The sequence below is a fragment of the Paeniglutamicibacter selenitireducens genome (assembly GCF_051550675.1).
GTDB lineage: Bacteria > Actinomycetota > Actinomycetes > Actinomycetales > Micrococcaceae > Paeniglutamicibacter.
Genome location: NZ_JBPULF010000005.1, coordinates 39,347 through 65,710, shown reverse-complemented (window position 1 = coordinate 65,710; position 26,364 = coordinate 39,347). Strand labels below are relative to the sequence as shown.

At 67.5% G+C, this 26,364-nt stretch carries 26 protein-coding genes; 8 read left to right on the top strand and 18 right to left on the bottom strand.

Annotated elements, in window-relative coordinates:
* Window positions 1–53: 53 nt before the first annotated feature.
* Together ACSYDW_RS10670 and ACSYDW_RS10665 are read right to left on the bottom strand one after the other, a co-directional pair.
* The gene (locus ACSYDW_RS10670) at window positions 54–551 is read right to left on the bottom strand and encodes a universal stress protein (RefSeq protein WP_438338718.1); all 498 of its coding nucleotides are present in this window, start codon (window positions 549–551) and stop codon (window positions 54–56) included.
* Between the two features lie 122 nt (window positions 552–673).
* Window positions 674–1,318, bottom strand: coding sequence for a maleylpyruvate isomerase family mycothiol-dependent enzyme (locus ACSYDW_RS10665; RefSeq protein WP_438338717.1), 645 nt, complete (start codon window positions 1,316–1,318; stop codon window positions 674–676).
* A 175-nt stretch (window positions 1,319–1,493) separates the two neighbouring features.
* On the opposite strand from ACSYDW_RS10665, the gene ACSYDW_RS10660 reads away from it, so the two are divergent.
* The 5 genes from ACSYDW_RS10660 (at window position 1,494) to ACSYDW_RS10640 (ending at window position 5,044) form a co-directional block, all read left to right on the top strand.
* Window positions 1,494–1,844, top strand: a complete 351-nt coding sequence (locus ACSYDW_RS10660; RefSeq protein WP_438338716.1) for a PadR family transcriptional regulator — start codon at window positions 1,494–1,496, stop codon at window positions 1,842–1,844.
* 2 nt (window positions 1,845–1,846) lie between these two features.
* On the top strand, window positions 1,847–2,233 hold the full coding sequence (locus ACSYDW_RS10655) for a DUF1048 domain-containing protein (RefSeq protein ID WP_438338715.1): 387 nt from the start codon (window positions 1,847–1,849) through the stop codon (window positions 2,231–2,233).
* A 22-nt stretch (window positions 2,234–2,255) separates the two neighbouring features.
* On the top strand, window positions 2,256–3,095 hold the full coding sequence (locus tag ACSYDW_RS10650) for an ABC transporter ATP-binding protein (RefSeq protein ID WP_438338714.1): 840 nt from the start codon (window positions 2,256–2,258) through the stop codon (window positions 3,093–3,095).
* A complete protein-coding gene (locus ACSYDW_RS10645; protein WP_438338713.1) occupies window positions 3,092–3,856 on the top strand; it encodes an ABC transporter permease in 765 nt (254 codons plus the stop codon). The genes ACSYDW_RS10650 and ACSYDW_RS10645 overlap by 4 nt, the downstream gene beginning before the upstream one ends.
* 642 nt (window positions 3,857–4,498) lie before the next feature.
* Window positions 4,499–5,044 carry a YceI family protein gene (locus ACSYDW_RS10640; RefSeq protein ID WP_438338712.1) on the top strand — a complete coding sequence of 182 codons (546 nt, stop codon included), beginning with the start codon at window positions 4,499–4,501 and terminating at the stop codon, window positions 5,042–5,044.
* On the opposite strand, the gene ACSYDW_RS10635 is transcribed toward ACSYDW_RS10640, so the two are convergent.
* Window positions 5,041–5,244 (bottom strand): hypothetical protein, encoded by a 204-nt coding sequence (locus tag ACSYDW_RS10635; RefSeq protein WP_438338711.1) that lies wholly within the window; start codon window positions 5,242–5,244, stop codon window positions 5,041–5,043. The two genes, ACSYDW_RS10640 and ACSYDW_RS10635, sit on opposite strands and share 4 nt — an antisense overlap.
* A gap of 94 nt (window positions 5,245–5,338) precedes the next feature.
* On the opposite strand from ACSYDW_RS10635, the gene ACSYDW_RS10630 reads away from it, so the two are divergent.
* The gene (locus ACSYDW_RS10630) at window positions 5,339–5,920 is read left to right on the top strand and encodes a peroxiredoxin (protein ID WP_438338710.1); all 582 of its coding nucleotides are present in this window, start codon (window positions 5,339–5,341) and stop codon (window positions 5,918–5,920) included.
* A 177-nt stretch (window positions 5,921–6,097) separates the two neighbouring features.
* Here ACSYDW_RS10630 and ACSYDW_RS10625 read toward each other — a convergent pair whose 3' ends face one another.
* Together ACSYDW_RS10625 and tdh are read right to left on the bottom strand one after the other, a co-directional pair.
* Window positions 6,098–7,297, bottom strand: coding sequence for a glycine C-acetyltransferase (locus ACSYDW_RS10625; protein ID WP_438338709.1), 1,200 nt, complete (start codon window positions 7,295–7,297; stop codon window positions 6,098–6,100).
* Between the two features lie 49 nt (window positions 7,298–7,346).
* Window positions 7,347–8,393 (bottom strand): L-threonine 3-dehydrogenase, encoded by a 1,047-nt coding sequence (tdh, locus tag ACSYDW_RS10620; RefSeq protein WP_438338708.1) that lies wholly within the window; start codon window positions 8,391–8,393, stop codon window positions 7,347–7,349.
* Between the two features lie 133 nt (window positions 8,394–8,526).
* On the opposite strand from tdh, the gene ACSYDW_RS10615 reads away from it, so the two are divergent.
* Entirely contained in the window at window positions 8,527–9,435 is a 909-nt protein-coding gene (locus ACSYDW_RS10615) for a LysR family transcriptional regulator (protein ID WP_438338707.1), read from the top strand.
* Here the strand turns inward: ACSYDW_RS10615 and ACSYDW_RS10610 are convergent.
* From ACSYDW_RS10610 to ACSYDW_RS10560, 11 genes are all read right to left on the bottom strand, one after another.
* Window positions 9,432–10,856, bottom strand: a complete 1,425-nt coding sequence (locus ACSYDW_RS10610) for a sulfatase family protein (RefSeq protein WP_438338706.1) — start codon at window positions 10,854–10,856, stop codon at window positions 9,432–9,434. The genes ACSYDW_RS10615 and ACSYDW_RS10610 overlap by 4 nt on opposite strands.
* A gap of 12 nt (window positions 10,857–10,868) precedes the next feature.
* Entirely contained in the window at window positions 10,869–12,074 is a 1,206-nt protein-coding gene (locus ACSYDW_RS10605) for a Gfo/Idh/MocA family protein (protein WP_438338705.1), read from the bottom strand.
* 76 nt (window positions 12,075–12,150) lie between these two features.
* Window positions 12,151–13,191, bottom strand: a complete 1,041-nt coding sequence (locus ACSYDW_RS10600) for an ABC transporter ATP-binding protein (protein WP_438338704.1) — start codon at window positions 13,189–13,191, stop codon at window positions 12,151–12,153.
* On the bottom strand, window positions 13,178–14,224 hold the full coding sequence (locus tag ACSYDW_RS10595; RefSeq protein WP_438338703.1) for an ABC transporter ATP-binding protein: 1,047 nt from the start codon (window positions 14,222–14,224) through the stop codon (window positions 13,178–13,180). The genes ACSYDW_RS10600 and ACSYDW_RS10595 overlap by 14 nt, the downstream gene beginning before the upstream one ends.
* 1 nt (window position 14,225) lies before the next feature.
* Complete coding sequence (locus tag ACSYDW_RS10590) at window positions 14,226–15,227, bottom strand: ABC transporter permease (protein WP_438338702.1); 1,002 nt, start codon at window positions 15,225–15,227, stop codon at window positions 14,226–14,228.
* Window positions 15,224–16,147: an ABC transporter permease gene (locus ACSYDW_RS10585; RefSeq protein ID WP_438338701.1), complete on the bottom strand. Its 924-nt coding sequence runs from the start codon at window positions 16,145–16,147 to the stop codon at window positions 15,224–15,226. The genes ACSYDW_RS10590 and ACSYDW_RS10585 overlap by 4 nt, the downstream gene beginning before the upstream one ends.
* A 100-nt stretch (window positions 16,148–16,247) precedes the next feature.
* Complete coding sequence (locus ACSYDW_RS10580; RefSeq protein WP_438338700.1) at window positions 16,248–17,840, bottom strand: peptide ABC transporter substrate-binding protein; 1,593 nt, start codon at window positions 17,838–17,840, stop codon at window positions 16,248–16,250.
* Window positions 17,841–18,090: 250 nt separating this feature from the next.
* Window positions 18,091–19,320: an ROK family protein gene (locus ACSYDW_RS10575; protein WP_438338699.1), complete on the bottom strand. Its 1,230-nt coding sequence runs from the start codon at window positions 19,318–19,320 to the stop codon at window positions 18,091–18,093.
* A 291-nt stretch (window positions 19,321–19,611) separates the two neighbouring features.
* Window positions 19,612–20,544, bottom strand: a complete 933-nt coding sequence (locus tag ACSYDW_RS10570; protein ID WP_438338698.1) for an aminoglycoside phosphotransferase family protein — start codon at window positions 20,542–20,544, stop codon at window positions 19,612–19,614.
* A complete protein-coding gene (locus ACSYDW_RS10565; RefSeq protein ID WP_438338697.1) occupies window positions 20,541–20,942 on the bottom strand; it encodes a VOC family protein in 402 nt (133 codons plus the stop codon). Before ACSYDW_RS10565 ends, ACSYDW_RS10570 begins: the two co-directional genes overlap by 4 nt.
* On the bottom strand, window positions 20,939–21,280 hold the full coding sequence (locus ACSYDW_RS10560) for an ArsR/SmtB family transcription factor (RefSeq protein ID WP_438338696.1): 342 nt from the start codon (window positions 21,278–21,280) through the stop codon (window positions 20,939–20,941). The genes ACSYDW_RS10565 and ACSYDW_RS10560 overlap by 4 nt, the downstream gene beginning before the upstream one ends.
* Before the next feature lie 117 nt (window positions 21,281–21,397).
* Here ACSYDW_RS10560 and ACSYDW_RS10555 point away from each other — a divergent pair, with 117 nt between their 5' ends.
* Window positions 21,398–23,203: an HNH endonuclease signature motif containing protein gene (locus ACSYDW_RS10555; RefSeq protein ID WP_438338695.1), complete on the top strand. Its 1,806-nt coding sequence runs from the start codon at window positions 21,398–21,400 to the stop codon at window positions 23,201–23,203.
* Between the two features lie 95 nt (window positions 23,204–23,298).
* Here ACSYDW_RS10555 and gatB read toward each other — a convergent pair whose 3' ends face one another.
* Both gatB and gatA read right to left on the bottom strand, forming a co-directional pair.
* Window positions 23,299–24,813, bottom strand: a complete 1,515-nt coding sequence (gatB, locus tag ACSYDW_RS10550) for an Asp-tRNA(Asn)/Glu-tRNA(Gln) amidotransferase subunit GatB (protein WP_438338694.1) — start codon at window positions 24,811–24,813, stop codon at window positions 23,299–23,301.
* Window position 24,814: 1 nt separating this feature from the next.
* Complete coding sequence (gene gatA, locus ACSYDW_RS10545; protein ID WP_438338693.1) at window positions 24,815–26,362, bottom strand: Asp-tRNA(Asn)/Glu-tRNA(Gln) amidotransferase subunit GatA; 1,548 nt, start codon at window positions 26,360–26,362, stop codon at window positions 24,815–24,817.
* Window positions 26,363–26,364 lie beyond the last annotated feature (2 nt).

Sequence of the window (26,364 nt, the reverse complement as noted above, 5' to 3'; positions counted from 1 at the left end):
CGCTTGTAGGTCAATGGTAGACCCTTGGCCCGCCGCACGTCAGGGGCGGGGCCTCAGCGTTTCGGCGCCTTGGGGGCCGCCGGGACCACGAGCACCGGCCGGTGCTGGTGCACCGTGAGGTGGGAGGCGGTGGCGCCGTTGAGCAGCTGCGACACGTGCGCGCCGAACGTTGACTCCCGCGTTCCGACGATGATCATCGATGCCTGGGACTCCGAGGCCAGGCGCGCCAGCGCCTTCCATATCTCCCCCGCCAGGATCCGCAGGCTCCAGGCCGCGGTGCTGCCGGCCATCCTGGTTTCGATGTCGGCGAGGATCGCCACGGCGTCCTCGGTCATGTCCTCGTCGATGTCCCGCGGATGCAGCGACTGGTCCCGGATGTCCTCCTTCAGGTTCCATTCGGTCAGGTAGCTGTTGGGCTCCACGTAGGCGAAAATGACGGCGCGGCCCAGCTGCTGGGCCAGCTCCGCAGCCTGGGCCATGACCTCGGGGTGCTGCTTGGGAATGACCCCCACCACCAACGGGCCCCGTGCGGATGCTTCGTTCGAGGACATGGCCACCCCTAGGTTCCGCGGACGGCACCGTGTCGTCCTGATTTCAGGATGACGGAGAAACGGCTCCGGCGGAAGTGCGGGGGCCTGCTTTCACGGCCGGACGGGGCGTCCCGGGCGGGCCCTCAGCCGCGGATTCCTTGCAGGAAATCCCCGGCCCCGGCGCCGCCCAGTTCCCCCGGGTCGACAGGCCGCCCGGAGACCGCCAACAGTAGGGCCATGGACGGGCCGCTGACCTCCGGACCCGAACCGTGCACGAAGTCCGCGTCCACGGCGACAAGTCGCCAGCCCGCGGCCACCTCCCTGCCCCCGCCCATCTTCACACTCGTCTTCACCTGGTACTCCAGGGCCAACGCCACATCTGCCGGCGGGTACTCCCGCCCGATTCCCAGGGGGCGTCTGATGTCCTCGCCGTGGACGAACGCCTCCACCAGGCGCGTGGCCAGCGCCGCCGGCGGCGTGGACGTCAGGGGCACAGCGGCGCCGAAGGCGGCAAGCGTCAGTGCCGGGTCCTCGCGCTTCTCCCGGGACACACCTGTCGCGTTGTCCTTGTCGAAGTCGAAGCCCGCGGCGAGCATCCGGCGCACGAACCCCAGCCTGGTGGTTCGCGCGGAATCGACAAGATGCGCCAGGACGTCGTGGACGTCCCACCCGGGGCACAAGGATGGTGTCAGCCACAGGTCGGGTTCCAGTGCCTGCAGGTCATTGAGCAGTGCACGCCGTTCGTCGTGCACCACCGGCCATACGGTATCCGGGGGCAGTCGGGTCATGGGGCAACTCAACCAGCCGGGTGCGACACATGGCAAGCGCCCGCTTTTCCCGCTTGGCCGCCGACCCGTGACGAGGGGCGCTCGGATCCACCGAAATCCACCTCTTGCGCGACCGGTATTCAGTGTTACTATTTAGTGGTAGTCAGCAACACAGAGTAGTTGGAAGGAGAGCCCCATGGGCAAGCAATCAACAGAGATGCTCAAAGGCACGCTCGAGGGCATCGTCCTGGCCACCCTGGCCGTCCAGCCGGCATACGGCTATGAAATCACCGCGCGCCTGCGCGACCAGGGATTCTCGGACATCGTCGAGGGCACCGTCTACGCCCTGCTGGTCAGGGTCGAGCAACGCGGCCTCGTCGACGTAGAGAAGGTCCCCTCCGAAAAGGGCCCCCCACGCAAGGTCTATTCGCTGAACGCCCAGGGCGGCGAATACCTCGAGGAATTCTGGAGCAACTGGAGTTTCCTCGCCGAACGGATCGAGAAGCTCCGCCACCGCATCGACAACCAGCAGGAAGAAGGACAGTAACCATGGCAGCAAAATGGATCGAAATGGTCACCGGATCGTTCGAGGACAAGAAGCGCTGGCGCCAGTACAAGGCCCGCAAGGAAGCACTCCCCACGAGCTACAAGACCGCGATCGACGGGATCGAACGCTACTTCATGTACGCCGGTGCGATCGTCAAGGGCGACGTCATGGCGCAGATGCTCGAGGACCTCGCCGACCTGATCGAGGGGGCCGCGGCCAACGGCACCCCGATCCGCGACATCGTCGGGGACGACCCGGTGGAGTTCGCGGACACCTTCATCGCGAACTACGCGGACGGCCAGTGGATCAACAAGGAGCGCAAGCGCCTGGTCGACGCGATCGACGAGTCGGCCACCGAATCCACCAACCATTCCACCGACGGGGCCTGAAAAGCCCGGAACGGAGAAACCCATGAGCACCGACCAGGCCCCCGAACCGGCAATCCGGGTACGGGGCATCGAGAAGTCGTTCAAGGACCTGCCGGTCCTGTGCGGCGTCGACTTCGAGGTGAAGGCCGGCAGCATCTTCGCGCTGCTCGGCTCCAACGGCGCCGGCAAGACCACGCTGGTGCGGATCCTCTCGACGCTCCTGAAGCCCGATGCCGGCACCGCCACGGTCGGCGGCTTCGACGTCGCCGCGAGCCCGGCCGCGGTGCGCGAGGCGATCAGCCTGACCGGCCAGTTCGCCGCCGTCGACGAGGTGCTCACCGGCCGGGAAAACCTGGTGCTGATCGCCCGGTTGCGCCGGCTGAAGGATGCCGGCGGGATCGCCGACGACCTGCTCGAGCGCTTCTCGCTCACCGAGGCCGGGAACCGCAGGGCCGGAACATACTCCGGCGGCATGCGGCGCCGGCTGGACATCGCGATGAGCCTGATCGGCAACCCGCCGGTCATCTTCCTCGACGAGCCGACCACCGGGCTGGACCCCCAGGCCCGCCTGGAGGTGTGGCGAACCGTCAAGCAGCTGGCCGACGGCGGCACCACGGTGCTGCTCACGACCCAGTACCTCGACGAGGCCGAACACCTCGCCGACCGGATCGCGATCCTGCACCAAGGCACCATCATCCAGAACGGCACGCTCGCCGAACTCAAGGCCCTGCTCCCCGCGGCCACCGTCGAGTATGTCGAGAAGCAGCCCTCCCTGGAGGAGGTCTTCCTCAGCCTCGTCGGGGACACCGGCGAGGGCGATGACACCGGCACCGCCGACGGCGAGCGCGCCGGCCGGCTCCCGGCGGGAAAGGAAACACGATGAGTACCCAGGTCCTGAGCGACACCCGAGTCCTGACCGGCCGCTCGCTGCGCCACATCATGCGCAGCCCCGACACCATCATCACCACCGCGGTCACCCCGATCGCCCTGATGCTGCTGTTCGTCTACGTGTTCGGCGGTGCCATCAACACCGGATCCGGCGGGTCGTACGTGAACTACATGCTGCCGGGCATCCTGCTGATCACGATCGCTTCCGGCGTCGCCTACACCGCCTACAGGTTGTTCCTTGACCTGCAGGGCGGCATCTTCGAACGCTTCGCCTCCATGCCGATCGCTCGCTCCAGCGTGCTCTGGGCCCACGTGTTCACCTCGCTGGCGGCGAACCTTGTCTCCGTGGCCGTGGTCATCGGTGTCGCACTGCTCATGGGGTTCCGCACCGGGGCGTCGGTGGCTGCCTGGCTGGCTGTCGCCGGCCTGCTGGTCCTCTTCACCCTGGCACTGACCTGGATCGCCGTGATCGCAGGACTCTCGGCGAAGACGGTCGACGGGGCCAGCGCATTCAGCTACCCGTTGATCTTCCTGCCGTTCATCAGCTCCGCGTTCGTGCCCACCAACACGATGCCCGGCCCCGTTGCCTGGTTCGCCGAAAACCAACCCGTGACGGCGGTCGTGGACACCATCCGCGCGTTGTTCGCACAGGAGCCTGTGGGCGGGGACATCTGGACGGCGCTCGCATGGCTTCTGGGCATCCTCGTAGTGGCCTACCTGTTCGCCGTCGCCATCTACCGGCGCAAGATCAGCTGAGGCCAGGCGCCGACTGAACGACCAATGCCGCCCGCGCCCCCACCGGGATGCGGGCGGCATTCGTCATCTCCGACTTGCGCAGTGGACAATGGGCAACCGACCGCGTCCCGTCACGCCCCGGACGAACGACCGCGCCACGGGCTTGTTGGAATGGGTTGCGCAACGCACCCCGCCCAGCAGGTGGCGGACCGCTCACTGAAGCACTCGGCGCCACTTCCCCGGGCGCGCAGGTCCGTGCGGGTGGGATCCCATTCGCACCGACACACCGATGATCGACCCCCAGCCCCGCGCCCTCACGACCGATGCATCTCCATCCCGACGCTCATTGGCTACGTGCTTTTCCGATGCGGCTTGGCACGCGTCGCCGCCAACACCGCAACCCCCGTCACCCCGGGCGAGCCGGTAATTGCCACAACCCCTGCCACCGTCGCCAACCGCGCCCGACGCTCCACCACTTTGGAGATGAATTCGCCGGGCATTCAAACGCCCCTCGGCGCGCCCTTGCGCGCTGGCAACAGATGAAGAAGTGTTGCGCCCCCAAGAATCAATGGTTGACACTTCAATCAAATCGATGCACACTTGTATGCATACGCATGTAATCCGGTTAAGCACACCGGCTTCCCACCACAAGGAGTTTCACCCATGAGCATCGAAATCATCCCCGGCACCTGGAACCTCGACACCTCGCACAGCGAAGTCGGCTTCACCGTCCGCCACGCAGGCATCTCCAAGGTCCGCGGCGCATTCACCGACGTGACCGGCACACTGACTGTCGGTGATTCGATCGCAACCTCCAAGGTTGAGGCCATCGTCAAGACCGAGTCCTTCGATTCCAACGACAACAACCGCGATGCCCACGTCAAGGGCGCAGACTTCTTCAATGTCGAGCAGTTCCCGGAGATGACCTTCGTGTCCACCGGCGTCGCAGGCACCCCCGAGGAGTTCGAGCTCCAGGGCGAACTGACCATCAAGGAAACCACCAAGCCGGTGACCTTCAAGGTCGAATTCGGTGGCGTGGCAGTCGACCCGTTCGGTGCCACCCGTGCCGGGTTCTCCGCCACCACGCAGATCTCCCGCAAGGAATTCGGCATCACCTGGAACGCCGCCCTCGAAGCCGGCGGCGTGCTGGTGGGCGACAAGGTCACCATCAACATCGACTCCGCCTTCGTGCTCGCCGCCAGCAACTAGGCGCCTTCGCCAAGGAGGCCGTCGTTCACCCCGGTGAACGACGGCCTCCTTCGCTTTCCATCGCACACGATGCCGGACCATGACGACACGGACGGAAAGCCCAAGGCTGTCCCGAAGATGCCGCTCGCCGGCATCTTGCTGGCGACCTCGGCGGCATCGCCGAACATGACCGGGCCGATCGTGTGTTCGCCGTCGAGCACGCCTCTCGAATTTCCGACCAGTCCGGGCCGCGGCAGGCCACAGCAGGCAGAGTAGTCCGGGCCGCGCTTCACCGCCGTGTGGCAAACTGTTCCGATGGACAACCCCACCGGCGCTTCTGCAGGCGACTCCGCAGTCGTTCCTGCAGGTGCCTCCGCCGACTCCTCCGCCGAACACCTGCTCGGGCAGCAGTTCCCGCTGCTTTCCCTGCCCTCGACCACAGGGGAAACGATGGGCCCGATGGACTTCGCCGCCGGCTCGTTCGTGCTGTTCATCTATCCGCGCACCGGCCGCCCGGACGAGGCGGAGCCGCCCGGGTGGGCACAGGTTCCCGGGGCCAAGGGCTGCACCCCGGAGGCCTGCGGGTTCCGGGACCTGGCCGCCGACTACGCGGCCATCGGCTACCGCATCATGGGGCTCTCCAGCCAGTCGCACGACGCCCAGCTCGAGGCCGCCGCGCGCCTGCACTTGGCCTACCCGCTGCTCTCGGACCCCGGTTTCGCGCTGGCCACGGCGTGTGGCCTGCCGACCTTCGGGTTCGAGGGCGAACTGCTGCACGTGCGCAGTACGCTGGTGGTCAGCGGCCGCACGATCACCCATGCGTTCCCGGGCATCACCGATGCTGCCGGGCACCCGCAGCGCCTGCTCGGGCAGCTCCGGCAGGAAAGATTCCAGTAGGGGTACTCCCGGCCGGGGCAGTCTTGGCGGGGACAGCCGCAACCCGGTGCGCCCGGCCACGGCATACCCCCTTTAAAGCGGGCATCGCCCACACTCCCCCGCCCGTGGATCCACGGATGAAGAAGTGCGGACGATGCCTGCAAACATGGTGCCGGGAGCGGCCCGGCGGTTGATGGCCTAGCGGCTGGCGACGAAGGCCCGCACGCAGGCCTCGATGTCCTCGGCCGAGTGCGCCGCGGAGAGCTGCACGCGGATGCGCGCCGCGCCCTTGGGCACCACCGGGAAGCTGAAGGCCGTCACGAAGACGCCGTGCTCCAGCATCTTGCCCGCGACCTCTGCGGCCTTGACGGCGTCGCCGAACATGACAGGGACGATCGCGTGTTCGCCCTCGAGCAGGTCGAAGCCCTCCTCGGCCATGCGGGTGCGGAAGTGGTTGGCATTGGCGAAGAGCTTCTCACGCAGCTCGCCCGAGCCCTCCACCAGTTCCAGCGCCTTGAGCGTCGCGGCGACGATGGCCGGGGCCATCGAGTTGGAGAACAGGTACGGGCGGGCCTTCTGGCGCAGCATCGCGACGATCTCGCCGCGGCCGGAGACGTAGCCGCCCGACGCGCCGCCCAGGGCCTTGCCGAAGGTGCCGGTGTAGATGTCCACGCGGTCCGAGACCCCAGCGTGCTCCGGGGTGCCGGCTCCGGTGGCGCCCATGAAGCCCACTGCGTGGGAGTCGTCCACCATGACCAGTGCGTTGTACTTGTCGGCCAGGTCGCAGATGGCTTCAAGCGGCGCAATGTAGCCGTCCATGGAGAAGATGCCGTCGGTGACGATGATGGTGCGGCGCGCGCCCGCCCCGTCGTTCATCGCCGCGGCCGCCTGCAGCTGGGTCTCCAGGTCCGCCATGTCCTGGTTCGCGTAGCGGAAGCGCGCGGCCTTGGACAGGCGGATGCCGTCGATGATCGAGGCGTGGTTCAGCGCATCGGAGATGATGGCGTCTTCCTTGCCGAAGAGCGACTCGAAGACGCCGCCGTTGGCATCGAAGCAGCTGGAGAACAGGATGGTGTCCTCGGTGCCCAGGAACTTGGAGACGGCTTCCTCCAGCTCCAGGTGCAGGTCCTGGGTGCCGCAGATGAAGCGGACCGATGCCATGCCGAAGCCGCGCTCGTCCATGGCGTTCTTGGCGGCCTCGATGATGCGGGCGTCGTCGGCCAGGCCCAGGTAGTTGTTGGCGCAGAAGTTCAGCACCTTCTTGGCCTCGGCACCGAGCTCGCCGGCGGCGATGCTTGCCGACTGCGGCGAATCGATGTGGCGCTCGGACTTGAAAAGGCCGTCGGTGCGCAGCTGCGCCAGCTCGGCAGCGAGTTCGTCTTTCATGGTGGTGTACATGTGCTTCTCCTGGAAGTCGCGAAGGGGGTGGAGGGGCTACGGGGGAAGTCTAGAAGACGGTCCAGTCCAGCACGACCTTGCCGCCGTGGCCCGAGCGTGCGGCCTCGAAGCCCTTTTCCCACTCGGTGGCCGGCAGGAAGTCGGTGACCACGGAGGAGATGCGCTCGCGCAGGACCGGGTTGGAGGTCAGCATGGCGCTCATCGCGTACCAGGTCTCGTACATCTCGCGGCCGTAGATGCCCTTGAGCGTGAGCATGTGGGTGACGACCTTGCCCCAGTCGATGTCGATCGAGCTGGAAGGCAGGCCAAGCATGGAGATGTGGCCGCCGTGGTTCATGTTCTCGATCATTTCCGGCAGCGCGGTGGGGTGGCCGGACATTTCCATGCCGAAGTCGAAGCCCTCGAGCATGCCGAGCTCGCGCTGGGCCTCCTTGATGCGCATCTTCGAGACGTCGACAGCCAGGTCCGCACCCATGCCGCGGGCCAGTTCCAGGCGGTTCGGCGACACGTCGGTGATGGCGATCTTGCGGGCACCGGCGTGGCGTGCTACGGCCACGGCCATCAGGCCGATCGGGCCGGCGCCGGTGATCAGCACGTCCTCGCCGACCAGCGGGAAGGACAGCGCGGTGTGCACGGCGTTGCCGAACGGGTCGAAGATCGCGCCGAGCTCCGGGGTGATCGAGGCGTCACGGTGCACCCACACGTTGGTCTCGGGGATGACGACGAACTCGGCGAAGGCGCCGTCGCGCTGGACGCCGACCGAGACGGTGTTGATGCACATCTGGCGGCGGCCGGCGCGGCAGTTGCGGCACATGCCGCAGACCACGTGGCCCTCGCCGGAGACGCGGTCCCCGACCTTCACGTCGTTGACGTCGTCGCCGACCTCGACGACCTCGCCGTAGAACTCGTGGCCCGGGATCATCGGGGCCTTGATCATGGCCTTCGCGGCGTCGTCGTAGGCCTGGATGTGCAGGTCGGTGCCGCAGATGCCGGCGGTCATCACGCGGATCTTGACGTCGCGGTCGCCGGTGGCGGGCTCGGGGCGGTCAACGAGTTCGAAGCCGGCGTGTGGTCCGGACTTGTACAGTGCCTTCATCGTGTTTTCCTTATCCTGCGCCCGCGCGGGCGCCCTGGCGAACGTGATCGGCTTCAAGTGTGTCACCTGCATCACCCGGCATACACCTTAGAAGATGTACATGTTTCTCAATCAACGATTTAGAATTTGCTACATGGAAGTCCACCAGCTGCAGATCCTGCGCGAGCTCGGCGACCTCGGGTCCGTCAAGGCCGTGGCCAGCGCGCTCTACGTCACCCCGTCGGCTGTCTCGCAGCAGCTGGCGCTGCTGCAGCGCAACATCGGCGTGCCGCTCACCCGCAAGGAGGGGCGCAACCTGGTGCTCACCGAGGCGGGCCACGTGCTGGCCGCCGCCGGGGCCGAGGTCATCTCCTCGCTCGCCGCCGCGAAGTCCGCCATCGGCGCCTTCCAGGAGAGCGCCGCGGCGCCGGTGAGCATCGCGGGCTTCCACTCGGTGGGGCAGTCGCTCTTCGCCCCGCTGCTGAGCAAGCTCTCCTACGAGGGTGCCCCGCTGCCCCAATTCTTCGACGAGGACGTCGCCCAGCAGGACTTCCCCGCACTGAGCGCCCGCTACGACCTGGTACTGGCCCACCGCATGGACCACACCCCGCACTGGCCCGCGGACCGGGTGGTCGTCACGCCGCTGGCCCACGAGCCGCTGGACATCGCGCTGCCCGCGGGCCACCCGCTGGCGGGGCGGGAGACCCTGCGCCCGGCGGACCTCGCCGGGGAACGCTGGGTGGTCAGCCGCGAGGGCTTCTCCCCCGCCGACGTGCTCGGCGCGATCAGCGCCGTCTCGGGCGCGGCGCCGAAGATCATCCACCGCATCAACGACTACGCCACTGTCTCCGCACTGGTGGCATCGGGCGACGTCATCGGCATCATCCCGCGCTACACCGCGGGGGCGGCGGTGGGCGAGAAGGTGGTGCTGCGCGCCCTGGAAGGGATCGCCAACCGGCGCCGGATCGACCTGCTGGCCCGGCCCGAATCCATGCACCGGCGCAGCGTGCGGCTTGTTGCCTCGGCCATGGACTCGGCGATGGCCGAGCTGATCGGCAGTTAGGCCACGGGCCGCGGCACGGGCACCGCGGAACCGACGACCTCTTCCCGCCATGCCTCGTGCAGCGCCGTAAGTTGCCGCACGATGTCCGGGCGGGAGCCGGCCAGGTCGGTCGTTTCCCCCGGATCCGCGGCGAGGTCGTGGAGTTGCAGGCCGAGCCCGGGCTCCGCCTTTTCCACGTCGCGCAGCCCCTGGGTGTCGCGGCTGTGGGCATCCACCCACGTCAGTTTCCACCGCCCGGACCGCACGGCCCACTGGAACCCGTTGTCCCAGTGGAGCTCCCCGTGGCCGTCGCCGGATTCCCCCCGCAGCAGGGGCAGCAGGTTGATGCCGTCGCTGTGCGCGTAGTCCCGGTCCGGGGCGCCCGCGGCGGCAAGCAGCGTGGGATACAGGTCCATGGAGGACACCGGCCCGTCGCGCAGCTCCCCCGCCGGCAGCCCTCCGCCCGGCCAGCGGACCAGGTACGGCACCCGGATGCCGCCCTCCCACAGCGTGTACTTGGTTCCGCGCAGCGGCGTGTTGTCCGCAAAGTTGCAGTTGGAGCCGCCGTTGTCCGTCAGGTACACCACGACGGTGTCCTCGGCCACACCTTCGGCGTCGAGGGTTTCCAGCAGGGAGGCGATCTGCCGGTCCATCAGTTCGAGCTGCGCGAGGTAGTACTCCCTGCCGTGCTCGAGGTTCGGCTGCACCTGTCCGTCGTACCAGTCAAGGTAGTCGTGGCGTTCCCCCCGGTAGTCGGCGTGCGTGGGCAGGCCCCGCTTGGCCAGTTCCGCTTCCGGCAGCTGCCAGCAGAAGTTGTGCACGGCGTTGAAGGCCAGCATCAGGAAGAACGGCCGCTGCCCGGCAACGCCTTGCCGGACGAAGTCGCGGGCACGCGCACCCAGCTCGTCGGTGAGGAAACCCTCGAAATCGACCTCGTCGTCCCCCTCCAGCATCGGCTGGACGGCGCTGACCTTTGTACCGAACTCCCCGTATTCCTCCACCGCGGCGGCTGAATGCCTCAGGTAGTTCAGCCGCCCCGTCTGCTGGCCCGCCAGGCCGTAGTAGGTGGTGTCGAAACCGTGGTGCGGAGGGGCGCCGGGGTCGCCGACCTTTTCCTGCCCGTAGTGCACCTTGCCCAGGTAGCCGGTGCTGTAGCCCAGCCCCTTGAACTGTTCCGCCAGCGACGGGGTGTGCTGCGGGAAACTGCTGTCCCCGAACCAGTGCACGCCCCAGCGCGCCTGGTACTGCCCGGCGATCAGCCCGGCCCGGGAGGGCGAGCACACCGGGGCCGTCACGTACCCCTCGGTGCAGCTGACGCCCTCGGCGGCGAGGCGGTCAAGGCCCGGGGTGCTGACATCGCCGTGGATCCCCAGGGACCCCCGGTCCGCATACCCGTGGTCGTCGGAGACGATCAGGATGACGTTCGTTGCCGGCTTCGGCATGGTGCTTTCCTTTCAGGCGGGGAGCGCGTTGCTTCCGGTCCGGAGGGCCGCATGCTCCTGGTTCGCGGCGAAGTAGGAGAGCAGCCCGGCGTCGAGCGGCGGGACCTCCCGCGCGGAACCGTCCCCGCGCAGCGACTCGGTGGCCAGCACGCCCGCGGCAACCGCAGCACGGGCGGCGACGGGCGAGGTCTCGGTGGGCCCGCCCTCCGCGGCGAAGCGCAGGAACTCGGCGATCAGGCGCGGGTCGGCGCCTCCGTGGCCACCGTCGGCCGCCTCGATCTCCACCTCGAGGTCGGCCTCGACGTAGCCGTTCTGGCTGCGGGTGTTCCACACCTTGATCTTGTTTCCCGCGTCGTCGCCGAAGTTCTCCAGGCGGCCCGCGGTGCCGATGACCGTGTAGTTCCGCCAGTAGTCGGGGGTGAAGTGGCACTGCTGGTAGGAGGCAAGCACCCCGTTGTCCAGCTTCATCTGCATCATGGAAATGTCCTCCACGTCGATGACCGGGTTCAGGTCCGTCTGCGCGGTCGGCGGCCAGTTCTCCAGCGAGAACCAGTCCCGCATGCGGCGGTCGGTGTTGTCGCGGCGGGATTCGACGTCCCCGTACACGGCCAGGTCCCCGACGGCGGAAACGGACTCGGTGTAGCCGCCGGCCAGCCAGTGGATCACGTCGATGTCGTGCGCCCCCTTCTGCAGCAGCAGGCTGGTGGTGTTCTTGCGCTCCGCGTGCCAGTCCTTGAAGTAGTAGTCGCCGCCGTTGCCCACGAAGTGGCGGCACCAGACGGCCTTGACCTCGCCGATGGCACCGGATTCGATGAGCTCGCGCATCTGCCGGACCACCGGCATGTGGCGCATGTTGTGGCCGACATACAGCTTGGTGCCGGTGCGGAAGGCGGTTTCAAGCACCTCGTCGGCCGCTTCCAGGGTGACATCCAGCGGCTTTTCGCAGAACGTCGGGATGCCGGCCTCCAGGGTCCGCTTGGCGACTGCCGCGTGCTGGTTGTCCGGGGTCAGCACCAGCACGGCATCCAGGCCCGCGTTGAGCAGCTCGTCCAGGTCCGCGGTGATTCTTGCCCCGGGCAGTTTGGCCGCGGCGTCGGCGCGTCCGCGCTCCGAGGTGTCGCACACCATCGTCACCGCCGAGCCCTCGCCGGGGCGGTGGGCGTGCTGGTACAGGCCGGCGCGCAGGCCGAACCCGACAACGCCTACTTTGAGATCCACGAAATTACTCCTTTGGTTGGTACAAGACTTTGGACGGGTGCCCGTGCTCCGCCGTTCCGGGCGCACGGAGGCGGTGCTAATTGGCCGCGAGGTCGGTGGCGAAGTGGCAGCGGGCCACGTGCGTGGGACCGAGCGGGATGAGTTCGGGTTCCCGGGTGGCGCAGATGGCCTGGGCCATCGGGCACCGGGTGTGGAAGCGGCAACCGGCCGGCGGGTCGATCGGCGAGGGAGGGTCCCCCTGCAGGATGATCCGTTCCCTGTCGGTGCCGTCGTGCCGGCGCAGTTCCGGGGCCGCGGAGAGCAGCGCCCGGGTGTAGGGCTGGGCGGTGTTGTCGTAAAGCTCGGCGTAGGTGCCCAGCTCGACGATGCGGCCCAGGTACATGGTGGCCACCCGGTCGGAGATGTGCCGGACGATCTGCAGGTCGTGGGCGATGAACAGGTAGGAAAGCCCCAGCTCCTTTTGAAGGTCGTCCAGCAGGTTCACCACCTGGGCGCGGACCGAGACATCCAGCGCCGAAACCGGTTCGTCGCAGATGAGCATCTTCGGGTTCAGCGCGATGCCCCGGGCGATGCCGATGCGTTGCTGCTGCCCGCCGGAGAAGTTGTGCGGGTAGCGTTCCGCGTGGTCCGGGTTCAGGCCGACGAGTTCCAGCAGCTCCTTGATCTTCGCCTTGCGCCCGGACTTCGGGGCGATGTCCGGGTGGATCTCGAAGGGTTCGCCGACCAGCTGCTCCACGGTCATCCGCGGGTTCAGCGAGGAGTAGGGGTCCTGGAAGATCAGCTGGATGTTCCGGCGCATTTCGCGGCGCTCGTCTCCGCGCAGGTCGTTGATGTCGGTGCCGCGGAAGAGCACCTGGCCCTCGGTGGGTTTCTCCAGCCCGGCCATCACGCGGGCGAGGGTGGACTTGCCGCACCCGGATTCGCCGATGACGCCCAGGGTCTCCCCCGCGGCGACGGCCAGGTCGACGCCGTCCATGGCCTTGACGACCTTGCGCGGGCCGATCGGCAGGTGGCGGGCCACGGCGTAGTGCTGCTTGACCCCGCGCAGTTCCATCAACGGGGTGGTTCCCGCCGGGGCCGCGCCGGCGGACCGGGCGAGGGTTTCAGGCGCTGACACGGTTCAGGACCTCCTGGGTATGGAAGCAGGCGGCGAAGCGGCCTGCTTCGAGGGTTTCCAGGCCGGGAATCGATTCCCGGCACCGGTCTGTGGCAAACGAACAGCGGGTCGCGAACGAGCAGCCCTGCGGAAGGCGCAGCAAATCCGGCGGCGTGCCCGGGATGGCCGGCAGCCGCCGGCCCTTGAGCTCCTCCCCGGCGACCGAGGCCGCCAGCCCCCGGGCGTACGGGTGGCCCGGGCGCTCCAGGACCTCCGCCGTGGGGCCGTGTTCGACGACCCGCCCCGCATACATGACAGCTACCTGGTCGGTGACCTCCTTGACCACGGAGATGTCGTGGGTGATCAGGATCAGGCCCATGTTCCGTTCAGCCTGCTGCTCCTTGAGCAGTTCGAGGATCTGCGCCTGCACCGTGACATCCAGTGCCGTGGTGGGTTCGTCCGCGATCAGCAGCACCGGGTCAAGGGCCAGGGCCATGGCGATCACGATGCGTTGGCGCATGCCCCCGGAGAACTGGTGGGGGTAGTCGTTCACTCGCTTCGCGGCGGCGGGGATCTTGACCCTGTCCATCATCGCGATGGCCGCGGCCTTGGCCGCCTTGCGGGAGTAGCCTCGGTGCACGCGGTAGAGCTCACCGATCTGCCGTCCCACGGGGTGCACCGGGTTCAGTGCCGTCAGCGCGTCCTGGAAGACCATCGAGACGCGTGAGCCGACCAGCTGGCGGTGCCGCTTGGGCGTGACAGTAAGCAGGTCCTCGCCCTCGAGCAGGATCTGACCGCGCGGGATGTGCGCGGGCGGCATGTCGAGGATGCCCATGATGGCCCGCGCCGTCACGGACTTGCCGGAGCCGGATTCGCCCAGGATGCCCAGCGCCTGACCGCGCTTGACCTCGAAGTTCATCCCGTTCACGGCGGTGGCGATGCCGCGGGAGGTGTTGAATTCGACCTCGAGGTCCTTCACGCGCAGCAGCACCTCGTCCGCCGCGTCGGCGGCGGAGGGACCCGTTGCGGGGGTTGCGTGTTGGTGGGTGCCCACGTTATTTGCCTTTCGGGTCGAACTCGTCGCGCAGTGCCTCGCCAAAGAGCACGAAGCCAAGCACGGTGATGGTCAGGAAGATCGCGGGGAAGATGAGCAGGTGCGGGGCCGCGGAAATGTAGTCGCGCGCCGCCGCCAGCTGCAGGCCCCATGACACCGAGGGCGGGGTGAGCCCGATGCCGATGAACGTGAGACCTGCCTCGGCGGAGATGACCCCGCCGATGCCCAGGGTCTGGAGCACCAGCAGCGGGGTCAGCGAGTTCGGGACGATGTGGGTCTTGATGATCCGCCCGTGGGAGGCGCCCAGCAGCCGGGAGGCCTGGACGTATTCGCGGTTGCGCACCTCCAGCACCGAGGAGCGCATGAAGCGCACCCCGCCGGGCCAGGAGAAGAGTGCCAGGGCGAAGATGACGGTCCAGACGGTGCGTTCGCTGAACAGCTGCAGCACCACGATCGCGGCCAGGATGAACGGCAGACCGAACGCCATGTCGCAGGCCCGGGAGATGATCGTGTCTACCCAGCCGCCGAAGTACCCGGCCAGCGCCCCGAGGAACGCGGAGATCGCGAACGAGATCGCGGTGACCACGATGCCGACGAGGATCGATGCGCGGGCCCCGAACACCACGTTGGTGTAGTAGTCGCAGCCCTGGATGTCCATGCCGAAGATGTGCCCGGCGCTGGGTGCCTGGTTGGTGTTCATGATGTCGCAGTTCGCGCTAGGGTCCGCGCCAAAGCCGGCGAACAGCTGCGGGAACGCGGCCATGAGCAGCATGAGGGCGACGATGGACCCGGAGATCAGGAAGCGCGGCTTGCGCCAGGCCGGGCCGTGGTTGACCTTCTTGCCGGACGTGCGGCGGGCGAAGCCCACCGGGGTCACCGGGGAACCCTCCGGGTTCTTCAGGCCGGCCGGGGGCGTGATCGGGTTGGTCGGGGCCAGCGGGTCCGCGGCCGACGGGTCGATGCCGGAGTCCGGACCCTTGGTGGTTTCGGTTTCTTGGCTCATATCCGTACCCTCGGGTCGATGATGCCGTAGAGCAGGTCCACGAGCAGGTTGAAAATCAGGTAGACCAGCACGAGCATCGTGGCGATGCCCACCACGACGGTGCCCTCCTTGTTGTTGATCGAGGTGACCATCAACCCCCCGATGCCCGGGATGTTGAAGATCGCCTCGATGATCACCGCGCCGCCGAGCATGCCCGCCAGGGACAGGCCCAGGTAGGTGACCACCGGGATCATGGCGTTGCGCAGGGCGTGGCCCCAGATGATGCGCTGCGGGGAGAGTCCCTTGGCGCGCGCGGTGCGCAGGTACTCGGCCCGCAGCACGTCCACCAGCGAGGTGCGGGTCAGCCGCGCCAGGCCCGCGGAGGCCTCGACGGCCATGACCAGCGCCGGGAGGATGAAGGCCATGGGCCAGCCGGCACGGATGCCTGCGGGATCCACCCAGCCCAGCTGGACGCCGAAGACCGTCTGTGCGCCCAGGGCGATGACGAAGCCGGGGATGCCCAGGAAAATGACGGTGAAGACCAGGGCGAAGTGGTCCCCGGCCTGCCCGTTGCGCAGCCCGCCGTAGACGCCGATGGCCAGGCCGATGGCCATCTTCAGCACCCAGGCCGTCATGGCCAGGGCAAAGGTGGTCGGCAGGCGCTCGATGATCAGACCCAGGACCGGGCGGCCGAAGAAGTCGATGCCGAAGTTCCCCTGGAGCAGGCCCAGCATGTAGTTGCCGTACTGGACCAGGAACGGGTCATCGAGGTGGTAGGCCAGGCGGATCTGGGCGACCGTGGACTCTGGCAGGGGCCGCTCGCCGGTGAGCGCGGCGACGGGGTCCCCGGGCATCAGGAACGTCAGGGCGTAGATGATGAACGTGGCACCGATGACCACCGGGACCATCTGCAGGACCCTGCGAAGTGTGTATCCAAGCATGCAACTGCTTCCTTTCGCGACCACTGGGGCCGCATCCGCGCTTCGGGGTTTGCCGGCATGTCATAGCCGGCAAACCCCGAAGCGCAAGTGTTGTGCTCCTCTAGCAGCCGTAGCCGGCGCGGTAGTACTGCAGGTCGCCCTGCGAATCGTTCATCACGGTGCACTTGGACTTCAGGCCGAAGTCGGTCGGGATGAACAGCGGGATCGCCGGCATGTCCTTCATGATCAGGGCTTCCGCCTGTGCGTAAAGGTCCGCCGACTGGGTGGCGTCCTGCTCGCCGCGGGCGGCGCGAAGCATCTTGTCGACGGCGTCGTTGGAGTAGCCCGTGGTCGCGTTGCCGTCGCCGCCGGTCTCGTATTGGCTCAGGTACTGGTCGGGGCTCTTGTAGGACCAGCCCCACAGGCCGAAGACTGCGCCCTCGAGCTTCTTGCCGTTGCGCCGGGAATCGAGTTCGGTGGCAAGCATCGGCTTGAGCTGCACCTTGATGCCCAGGTTGTCCTGGATCTGCTTGGAGATCGCCTGGACCAGCTGCTGGTCGGCTGCGGAGTTGTGCTCGATGATCAACGTGCCGTCGAATCCGCCGGCCTTCGCCAGCAGGTCCTTGGCCTTGGCCGGGTCGAACGTGCATGCCTCGCACGAACCTTCGCGGTAGGAATCCAGGGACGGCGGAACCAGGGAGTCGGACGGAGCCGCGTAGCCTTGCAGCAGCGACGTGGCAATCGACGCACGGTCGATCGACATGGAGATCGCCCGACGCAGGTCGGGGTTTTCGAGGCCCTTGACGTACTCGGGGATCTGCAGCGTGTACTGCTTCGACGCGGTTTTCACTTCGTAGAGGGATTCCTCGCCGAGCTGGCCCTTGGCCTTCGAAACCATCGTCGCCGGGACGTTGCGGATCATGTCCAGGTTTCCGGCCGTCATGTCGGTGTAGGCGGCATCGACCGCGGTGTAGATCTGCCCGACGAGCTTGTCGGCGCCACCGGTGAAACCGGCGCCGCCCTTGAAGCCGTCCCACTTCTCCATCACGACTTCAACATTGTGGTCCCATGACACGAACTTGTAGGGACCGTTGGAAAACGGGTTCTTCTCGTAGGCCTCTGGGTCGCTGAACGCCTGTTCCGGAAGCGGGCACAGGGACGCCGTGCTCAAGAGCTTGGGGAAGTCGGCGTTCGGCGCGTTGAGTGTCACTTCCAGGTTCTGGTCGTCGATGACCTTCACGCCGGACAGTGTGTCGGTCTTCGGCTTGGACCCGTCGGTCGGGTTCAAGTCCTGGTAGCCGACGAAGGATGCGAAATTGCCGTTGCCCTGCCAGGCGTTGGCACCCGTGGCCGTTTTGTCCCAGGCCTTGGCGAAGGAGCTGGCGGTGACCGGAGACCCGTCGTGGAAGGTCCACCCGTCCTGCAGGGCAATCTTCCAGGTCTTGGAATCATCGCTCGTCACCGATTTCGCGGCCAGGGGGCTCAGCTCCTGGGTTTCGGTGTTGACTTCCATCAGGTTGGCGCACAACGCCATCGCCACCTGGCTTCCCGGAGCCTGGTGCGGCACCAAGGACGTGGGTTCGGCCATCTGGAATGACAGCCTCTTTTCGCCGCCTGCCGCAGGTCCTGCCGACGCCCCTGCCGAGCAGCCGCTGGCTACCAGCATGAAGGCCGCCGAGGCCGCTGCTGCGGCCAACATCTTCTTCGTTGACATGATGCTCCTCCCGTACAAATGATCCGCATGTCGCCGCCGCGTGAAGAGCGGAGACAGCAAGGCATCACGACCTGTGATTGGCCTCACTTGTTTTTTTCACGCTCTAAAATAAACCAGATGCAGTTCACCCTGTCAACAATTCCTGGAAAACCGCGCCACCCGGTTCTTGGCCGGGCCCGTTCCCGCTTCGCCCGCCGCAAAAGGATTTCGGCGCGCCCGGCGGCGCCATCGACCGCCCGGCGAGGGTGCGTCAGTGGACGAGGCCGACCTTGGAGTCGACAACGCCCAAAGGGTCCGACAATACGGCTTCCACCACCGTGGATCCGGCAAAGAGCGACAACGAGAACACGTGCTCGGAGGACAGGACCACACGGCCCGCCGCACCCAGTCCCATGTGTGCGGATTTTGCGACTTCCCCCGTCAACGCCCCGAAGACTGCGGGGGTTTCGGAAGGTGTACCCGCCACCACCAGAAGCTCGGGATCATGGATGTCTATCAGTTGGCTTGCCGCCCGACCCACATAGCGGTTTCGCTGCTCAAGCAGATCGATGATCTCTTCGTTTCCCGCTTCCGCCAAGGCGATGACGAGGTCGATGTTCCCGGCCCCGCGGATTCCCCGACGTTTGGCCTCAGCCACCACTGCGTCATCGGAGGCCACGGCCGCAAAACAGCCGGTTCTTCCGCAGGTGCAGGGTCTGGGCTCGTCGCTGACCCGCATGTGGGCGATCTGGCCCGCCGTCTGGCTGAACCCCGACCTAATCCGCCCTGCATCGACCATCACCGAGCCGATGTCTGCGGTTATCACCATCAAAACGAAGTCATCGGACTGCTGCCCGTGGCCGTACAGCAGTTCCGACTGGGCGGCGGCCCGGGCATTGTTGTCGAGGATCACGGGCGCGGGCAACCTGCCACGCAACAAGTCCATGACGTGAACCATCTGCCAATTCGCACCCGGGTTGTCAATGATCACCCCGGCACGCCGGTCCACGATTCCACCCGTGGCGATGCCCGTCCCCAGCAAAAGGTGCCCCACGGCGTGGGCTGCAACCAACTTCTCGGCGGCAGCCACCACCAACTCGATCGTTTCACTCGCCTCAAGACCGGCGTGCGGAACCAGCACCGAGGCCCGTTCCTTGCCGTCCAGGCCCATCAAGACCACGCCCGCGGTCCGCGGACCCAGGTGGATGCCCATGACCAACGAGGACTTGCTGTCGACCTGCAAGGGGACCCGCGGCCGCCCCTGCCCGGCGCTTGGGGACGGCATCGCGCACAGCAACCCCGCGTCCAGCAGGGACGACGTGATATTTGTAACCGATGCCGCGCTAAGCCCCAAGCGGGCGGCGATTTCCGAGCGCGAAAGCCCCGGATGGTCGAAGACGTGCTTCATGACCGCGGAGGTGTTCAGGCGGCGAAGGTCGTCGCCCCGATGCCCACGCCCGTTGCGCAAGCCCGATCCCTGCTCCCGTTCGAGCATCCCCATTCCCGGTACACCTCCGTATCGTCCGGCTGCTCCGTAGCGAAGCCCTGGTCACCCATTCGCATTGGCCGGTGTTTGGGCAACAGCCAAGCAATCTGGCGTGACATGGTCCCACGCAATTTCTGTGTCAGCTTTCCGAACCTTACCCAGCGAATCCTCCGAACCCGAAATCGGAGCACACCTCGCACCAACGATTGGCACAGCGGGCCCACCGTGCACGCGGAATTCCAAGGAACCGGGACTCGGGCAGGGCCACGGTTCCAACGCCGCGGATGCCGGCGCGCTTCGTGTCGCTCAGCGATCCAGCATCAGCTGTTCCAGGCCATGCAACCCGACGCCGTGCAGCGGATCCCTCTCCGGAAGCTCCCACATCAAGGATGCGTAGTTCACGGCCCACGCCCTGGCGCGCCGCCAGGTCCCGGGCGAATACAGGGCATGCCCTTCCAGCCGGCACCGGAAGGTCTCCCTGCCGCGGGCTGTGAAGTGCAACCAGGCAACTGCCAGGTCGCTGGCTGGGTCCCCGGCCGTCAGGTCGCCAAAATCGACGATGGCCCGCAGACCGTGGTCCGGCTGTCCAGGTCCTTCGGGGTGCGCGATTCCCACGACCATGTTGTGCGGGTGCGGATCCCCGTGAAGCCACAGTCTCTGGCCGCGATGCTCCTCCGCCGCGACCCCCGCGTCCCAGATTTCCAGGAGTGCGGCGCGTTCCGGCCGTCCCGACCCCGCGAGCCTCCCGCGCACCGCCGCATCCCGCTCCGCCAGCGGCACGCCGCGCACGGGATTCCGCGGCGCATCCGCCGGTGCCGGGACATGCAGCGCCCGGAAGAACGTGGCCAACTCCGGTGCATAGCTGTCGCGTTTCCCCGGACGAACACGGGCGGCGCTCACCCCGTCGAACCACGGCACGACGGCCCAGTGGTAGGGGTAGCCCTCCCCGGGCCTGCCGCGGTGCAGCGGCACCGGAACCCGCACGGGCAGCCGGGGCGCCAGGAACGGCAGCCAGCGCACCTCGTTGAGCAGCAGCGTATTCGCGACGGCGCGCCGCGGCAGGCGAACCGCCAGATCCGCGCCGAGCCGGTAGACGGCGTTGTCCCATCCGTCGTCCGCAAACACAGGCTCCAGCCCGGCCAGCTCCGGGTGCTGGGCCCGCAGCAGGGCCCGCACCAGCTCGGGGCCGATCTCCACATCCGCGGCGGGCTTCGGCCCTGTTCCGGGCGCGGCGTTCACTGCCCCGGGGTCTGGAGCATTGCGGCAATCTGGATCAGGTTGCCGCAGGTGTCGTCGAACACCGCCGTGGTGACCGGACCCATGACGGTGGGCGGCTGGGTGAAGACCACCCCGAGCCCCGACAGCCGTTCGTACTCCGCCTGCACATCCGCTACGGCAAACGAGGTGAAGGGGATCCCGTCCGCCACGAGCGCATCCCGGAAGGGTGCGACGGCGGGGTGGTTGGCCGGTTCCAGCACCAGCTCGACTCCGTCCGGCGCTTCCGGGGAGACAACCGTCAACCAGGAAAACTCCCCCATGGGGACGTCGTTCTTCTTCTCGAAGCCCAGGATGCGGGTGTAGAAGTCCAGCCCCTTGGCCTGGTCGTCAACAAAGATGCTTGCCAGGTTGATTTTCATGCTTTCGTCCTTTCCGACGATGGTTCGGTGCCTGCCTCCGGTTCCCGCCGGCCGCCCGGCGGCCCAGGCTCCCGCGGCGGCCACCGGCGCGAGATCTCCCGCAGCGGCTCGGTGTCAACATAGTGGAACTTGTAGCGGCCCACGCGTTCGCTGCGCAGCAGGCCTGCCGCCTCGAGCACCGCCAGATGCTGCGAGACCGCCTGGCGGGTCGGGCTGATCCCGTGCTTGCCGGCCAGGCGCGCACAGATCTCGAAGAGCGTCTGCCCGTCCCGCTCCACCAACCCATCGAGGATGAGCGCCCGGGTCGGGTCGGCGAGGGCCTTCAGCAGTAGTTCCACGACTCCATTAAGGCAAGCACACACTTGCCTGTCAAGAAGCATCCCGGAACCCGCCGTTTGTCCACATTCCCGCGCCGCCCTACCCTGGGTCTCCGCCACCGACGGCATCCTTGTCCCATGCACACCGACTCATTCATCGCAGCCGTCGCCGGCCACGGCGACGCACCGGGGTCCCGCCCGACCCCGGACGATGAACTGCGCGCCTACACCGAGGCGGTGCGGCTCGCCGCAGCACTGGGGCAGCGCATCGCGGAACGCACCGCCTCCCCCACGCGCGCAAGCTACTTCGCGTTGGTTGCCGAGCAAGCACAGCACTCCGCCGCCTACCAGCAGATCCTTGCCGCCGACCTCGCCCAGCGAACGCTCGCCCACGAGCTGCCCGCCGCGCACCTGAACGGACTGCGTGCCCTGGCCAAGGAACCCGACGCCTACATCAGCGGCGCGTCGGCCCTGCCCGAGGACCCGCGCACCGTCCCCGCCGGCCGCCCGACGTTCAGGAACCCCGTCGACTTCCTGCAGAACGTGCTGCACCTGACCTTCTTCGAGGCGCGCGACCGCCTGCAAGCGGCGGCCAACCTGCTGCCGCACACCGACGTCAATGGCATGCACCAGCCCCCGAGGTTCCCGAAACTCGCCGGCGAACTTGCCACGGGCGACGCATCGCCCCGGGAAATCAGCAGCGCAGCGAAGAAGCTCGACTCATTGGCTCCCCACATCAACCAGCAACCCGACCCGCAGGCGCTCACGACAGAGCTGGAGGGCCAGGTCCTCGAATCGGTACGTACCCAGGACCCCCGCACCACCCGACGCCTTCTGAGCACCATCCAGGGCGCGCTGGAGCAGGGAACCACCGACCCTTCGGAGGAAGTCCTGCGATCCAGGCTCGGGTTGTTCTACCGGGGCATGAATTCGGGCACCGTGGAGTTCCTGCTGCGCATGATGCCCGGCGACGCCGAATTCGTGCTCTCGCTCTGCGCCCAAACGGACAATCCGCGGACCAAGGCCGGCGACCGCGACGGCCCGCTGCGACAATCGGCCTTCGGCACCCCCGGCCAGCAGGACAAGGCGCCCGTTTCCGCCCCGGAGTCCGTCGCCGCCCAGGAGTCCATTGCCGTCACCGAGGTCGATGCCGACGCGGAACGCACCACCTACCCCGATTTCCTCGTGGGCGCCTCCCCCTCCCACGATCACCCGCTGGCCACGCCCGAGCAGCTCGCAGCCATCACCCTCGGCAACAGGCCGGCCCACCCGGAAACTCCGCGCACGGCCCCAAGTCCCGATGCGTTCGAGGCCCTCAACCAGGGAGGCGCGGGCGAGGACGGGCTCACTCCCCCGCAACGCCACCTGCAGGGTCTGCTGAATCTCCTGAAATCCAACGGCAGGACGGGCGGCCCGAAGAAGACCACGGGACTGCCCTCACCAGACGTCGTCATCATCACCACGCTCGCCGAACTCGAGGGCCGCGCTACCGGCAACGGCACCACCCGGCACGGCCAGAAACTCGGCGCCGCGGAACTGCGGCAAAACCTGTGCAATTGTGCGGCCATTCCCATCGTCATGAACGGCAAGAGCCAGGTCCTGGACCTGGGGCGCTCACAACGGTATTTCCCGGACTACATGCGCCAGGCGATCCTCGCCAGGGACGGCGGATGCCTGGTGCCCGGGTGCACCGTGCCACCCGAACACTGCGAGATCCACCACCTCATTCCCTGGGAAAGCGGCGGGCTGACGCGCATCCAGGACGGGGCACCCGTCTGCAGCGGCCACCACCATGCGGCCCACGCGGGCCTGGTCAAGATCGTGCACAACGAGGATGAGCTTCCCGCAGTCATCCTGCCGGAATTCATGGACGCCGGGCGGAAGCCGCTGCGCAACACCTACTGGAACCCGCAGCCGACCCTCACCGCAATCCCGCTCTTCTGATTCCCGCTTCGCGCCACAACGACTTGCAGGCACACGGCAAAAGGCCCCGGTTCCTCCTGCGAGGAGGAACCGGGGCCTCGTGGCACGGCCGGGTGTTAGCCCTGGATGCCCAGCTTCTCAAGGACAAGCTCGCGCACGCGGCCGGCGTCGGCCTGTCCGCGGGTGGCCTTCATGACAGGGCCCATCAGCGCGCCAATGGCCTGCAGCTTGCCGGCCTTGACCTTCTCAACGACATCCGGCATGGCCTCCATGGCGGCGTCGATCGCGGCGCCCAAGGCGGAATCGTCGTTGACGATGGCCAGCGAGCGCTTCTCCACGACCTCGGACGGGGTGCCTTCGCCGGCAACCACGAACTCAAGCACCTGGCGGGCGATCTTGTCGTTGATCTTCTTGGTCTCGATCAGCGAGTTCAGCTCGACGATCGTCGCCGGGGCGACGCCCAGGTCCAGGACCTCGACGTCGGCGTTCTTGGCCAGGCGCGCGATCTCGCCCATCCACCACTTGCGGGCCACCGCGGGGGTGGTTCCGGCGGCAACGGTCTCCTCGATGGCCTCGGTGACGCCGGCGTTCACGACGTCGCGGAACTCGGCGTCCGAGTAGCCCCACTCGGCCTTCAGGCGCTTGCGGCGCTCGGCCGGCGGCTCCGGCAGGCGGGCGCGCAGCTCCTCGATCCACTCCGGGGTGGTGACGACCGGGACAAGGTCCGGCTCCGGGAAGTAGCGGTAGTCGTCGGCGTCGGACTTCGGGCGGCCCGAGGTCGTGGTGCGGGTGTCCTCGTGCCAGTGGCGGGTTTCCTGCACGATCGCCGCACCTGAGTTAAGCACCGCGGCGTGGCGCTCGATCTCGAAACGCACGGCGTGCTCGACGGCACGCAGCGAGTTCACGTTCTTGGTCTCCGTGCGGGTGCCGAACTTCTCCGCGTCCTTGAGCATCAGCGAGACGTTGGCGTCGCAACGCACGTTGCCGCGCTCCATCTTCGCGTCGGAGACATCCAGCGCCTTGACGATCTCGCGGATCGCCGCGACGTAGGCCTTGGCCAGTTCCGGGGCGCGCTTGCCGGCGCCGACGATCGGCTTGGTCACGATCTCGACCAGCGGAACTCCCGAGCGGTTGTAGTCGACCAGCGAGAAGTCGGCACCTTGGATGCGGCCGGTGGCCCCGCCCATGTGGGTGAGCTTGCCGGCGTCCTCCTCCATGTGCGCGCGCTCGATCTCCACGCGGAAGACCTCGCCGTCCTCGAGCTCGATGTCCAGGTAGCCGTCGTAGGCAATCGGGTCGTCGTACTGCGAGGTCTGGAAGTTCTTCGGGGTGTCCGGGTAGAAGTAGTTCTTCCGGGCGAAGCCGCAGGTCTCGGCGATCTTGCAGTTCAGCGCCAGGCCGATCATGATCGCGTATTCCACGGCGGTCTTGTTGACCACGGGCAGCACGCCGGGCAGGCCCAGGCAGACCGGTGTCACGTTGGTGTTCGGCTCGTCGCCGAACACGTTCGGCGCGGCCGAGAACATCTTGGTCTTGGTGTTCAGTTCGACGTGGACCTCGAAGCCCAGCACCGGGTCGTACTTTTCCAGTGCGACGTCGAAGTCTACGAGTTCATCGGTGTATGCAGCCATCTTAGGCAACCCCTCCAGTGGTGGCGGCGGAGAGTTCGGGGGCCTGGTCGATCAACCGGCCGCCCCACTTCTCCTCCAGCAGCTTCTCAAGTGCCGCACCGGCACGGTACAGGCGGGCATCCTCGCGGGCCGGGGCCAGGAACTGGATGCCGACCGGAAGGCCCTCGGACAGGCCGCCCGGGACAGTGATGCCCGGGACGCCGGCCATGTTCGCCGGGATCGTCGCCACGTCGTTGAGGTACATGGCCAGCGGGTCGCCGGTCTTCGAGCCCAGCTCGAACGCGACGGTCGGGCTGGTCGGGGAGATCAGCACGTCGGCCTGCGCGAACGCTGCGTCGAAGTCGCGCTGGATCAGCGTGCGGACCTTCTGCGCGGAGCCGTAGTAGGCGTCGTAGTAGCCGGCGCTCAGCGCGTAGGTGCCCAGGATGATGCGGCGCTTGACCTCTTCACCGAAGCCCGCGGCACGGGTCGCACCCATGACGCGTTCGATGGTCAGCGGACCCTCCGTGGGGAGCACGCGGGTGCCGAAGCGCACGCCGTCGAACTTCGCCAGGTTGGAGGAGACCTCCGAGGGCATGATCAGGTAGTAGGCGCCCAGCGCGTACTTGAAGTTCGGGCAGGAAACCTCGACGATTTCCGCACCGGCGGCACGCAGTGCCTCCAGGGACTCGTCGAAGCGCGCCTGCACGCCCGGCTCGTAGCCTTCGCCCTGCAGTTCCTTGATGACGCCGACGCGCACGCCGGTCATGTCGCCGGAGGCACCGAGTTCCGCGGCGTCGACCAGGGCAGGAACCGGCTCGTTCAGCGAGGTGGAGTCCGCAGCGTCGTGCCCGCCGATGAGCTCGTGCAGGTATGCGGAGTCCAGCACGGTGCGGGTGACCGGGCCGATCTGGTCAAGCGAGGAGGCCATGGCGATAGCGCCGTAGCGCGAGACGCCGCCGTAGGTCGGCTTCACGCCGACGGTGCCGGTGACGGCGCCCGGCTGGCGGATCGAGCCGCCGGTGTCGGTGCCCAGGGCCAGCGGGGCCTCGAACGCGGCAACCGCGGCGGCGGAGCCGCCACCGGAGCCGCCGGGGATCCGGTTCAGGTCCCACGGGTTGCGGGTCGGGCCGTACGCCGAGTGCTCGGTGGAGGAACCCATCGCGAACTCGTCGAGGTTGGTCTTGCCCAGCATCGGCAGCTTCGCCGCGCGGATCTTGGTGATCACCGTGGCGTCGTACGGGCTCATCCAGCCTTCGAGCATCTTCGATGCGGCGGTGGTGGGCTGGCCCTTGGTGACGATCAGGTCCTTGATGGCGATCGGCACGCCGGCGAACGGGTGCAGCGCCTCCGCCTCGGCACCGCCGGCGGCGCGGATCGCGTCGACCTCTGCGGCAACTGCCAATGCTTCTTCGGCATTGACGTGCAGGAAGGCGTGGACGCCCTGCTCTCCACCGTCAACCTCGGCGATGCGGTCCAGGTGGGCCTGCACGGCCTGCACGCTGGTGACTTCCCCGGCGCGCAGCTTGGCCGCGAGCTCGGTTGCGGAGCAACGAATGATCTCGTTCATGA

What these genes read in the sequence shown, in the direction of transcription:
- ACSYDW_RS10625 (WP_438338709.1), bottom strand. Translation starts at nt 7,297, where the DNA reads ATGTACACCACCATGAAAGACGAACTCGCTGCCGAGCTGGCGCAGCTG.
- gatA (WP_438338693.1), bottom strand. Translation starts at nt 26,362, where the DNA reads ATGAACGAGATCATTCGTTGCTCCGCAACCGAGCTCGCGGCCAAGCTG.
- ACSYDW_RS10590 (WP_438338702.1), bottom strand. Translation starts at nt 15,227, where the DNA reads ATGAGCCAAGAAACCGAAACCACCAAGGGTCCGGACTCCGGCATCGAC.
- ACSYDW_RS10575 (WP_438338699.1), bottom strand. Translation starts at nt 19,320, where the DNA reads ATGGGGATGCTCGAACGGGAGCAGGGATCGGGCTTGCGCAACGGGCGT.
- gatB (WP_438338694.1), bottom strand. Translation starts at nt 24,813, where the DNA reads ATGGCTGCATACACCGATGAACTCGTAGACTTCGACGTCGCACTGGAA.
- ACSYDW_RS10660 (WP_438338716.1), top strand. Translation starts at nt 1,494, where the DNA reads ATGGGCAAGCAATCAACAGAGATGCTCAAAGGCACGCTCGAGGGCATC.
- tdh (WP_438338708.1), bottom strand. Translation starts at nt 8,393, where the DNA reads ATGAAGGCACTGTACAAGTCCGGACCACACGCCGGCTTCGAACTCGTT.
- ACSYDW_RS10655 (WP_438338715.1), top strand. Translation starts at nt 1,847, where the DNA reads ATGGCAGCAAAATGGATCGAAATGGTCACCGGATCGTTCGAGGACAAG.
- ACSYDW_RS10645 (WP_438338713.1), top strand. Translation starts at nt 3,092, where the DNA reads ATGAGTACCCAGGTCCTGAGCGACACCCGAGTCCTGACCGGCCGCTCG.
- ACSYDW_RS10665 (WP_438338717.1), bottom strand. Translation starts at nt 1,318, where the DNA reads ATGACCCGACTGCCCCCGGATACCGTATGGCCGGTGGTGCACGACGAA.
- ACSYDW_RS10565 (WP_438338697.1), bottom strand. Translation starts at nt 20,942, where the DNA reads ATGAAAATCAACCTGGCAAGCATCTTTGTTGACGACCAGGCCAAGGGG.
- ACSYDW_RS10615 (WP_438338707.1), top strand. Translation starts at nt 8,527, where the DNA reads ATGGAAGTCCACCAGCTGCAGATCCTGCGCGAGCTCGGCGACCTCGGG.
- ACSYDW_RS10640 (WP_438338712.1), top strand. Translation starts at nt 4,499, where the DNA reads ATGAGCATCGAAATCATCCCCGGCACCTGGAACCTCGACACCTCGCAC.
- ACSYDW_RS10610 (WP_438338706.1), bottom strand. Translation starts at nt 10,856, where the DNA reads ATGCCGAAGCCGGCAACGAACGTCATCCTGATCGTCTCCGACGACCAC.
- ACSYDW_RS10670 (WP_438338718.1), bottom strand. Translation starts at nt 551, where the DNA reads ATGTCCTCGAACGAAGCATCCGCACGGGGCCCGTTGGTGGTGGGGGTC.
- ACSYDW_RS10630 (WP_438338710.1), top strand. Translation starts at nt 5,339, where the DNA reads ATGGACAACCCCACCGGCGCTTCTGCAGGCGACTCCGCAGTCGTTCCT.
- ACSYDW_RS10580 (WP_438338700.1), bottom strand. Translation starts at nt 17,840, where the DNA reads ATGTCAACGAAGAAGATGTTGGCCGCAGCAGCGGCCTCGGCGGCCTTC.
- ACSYDW_RS10555 (WP_438338695.1), top strand. Translation starts at nt 21,398, where the DNA reads ATGCACACCGACTCATTCATCGCAGCCGTCGCCGGCCACGGCGACGCA.
- ACSYDW_RS10650 (WP_438338714.1), top strand. Translation starts at nt 2,256, where the DNA reads ATGAGCACCGACCAGGCCCCCGAACCGGCAATCCGGGTACGGGGCATC.
- ACSYDW_RS10585 (WP_438338701.1), bottom strand. Translation starts at nt 16,147, where the DNA reads ATGCTTGGATACACACTTCGCAGGGTCCTGCAGATGGTCCCGGTGGTC.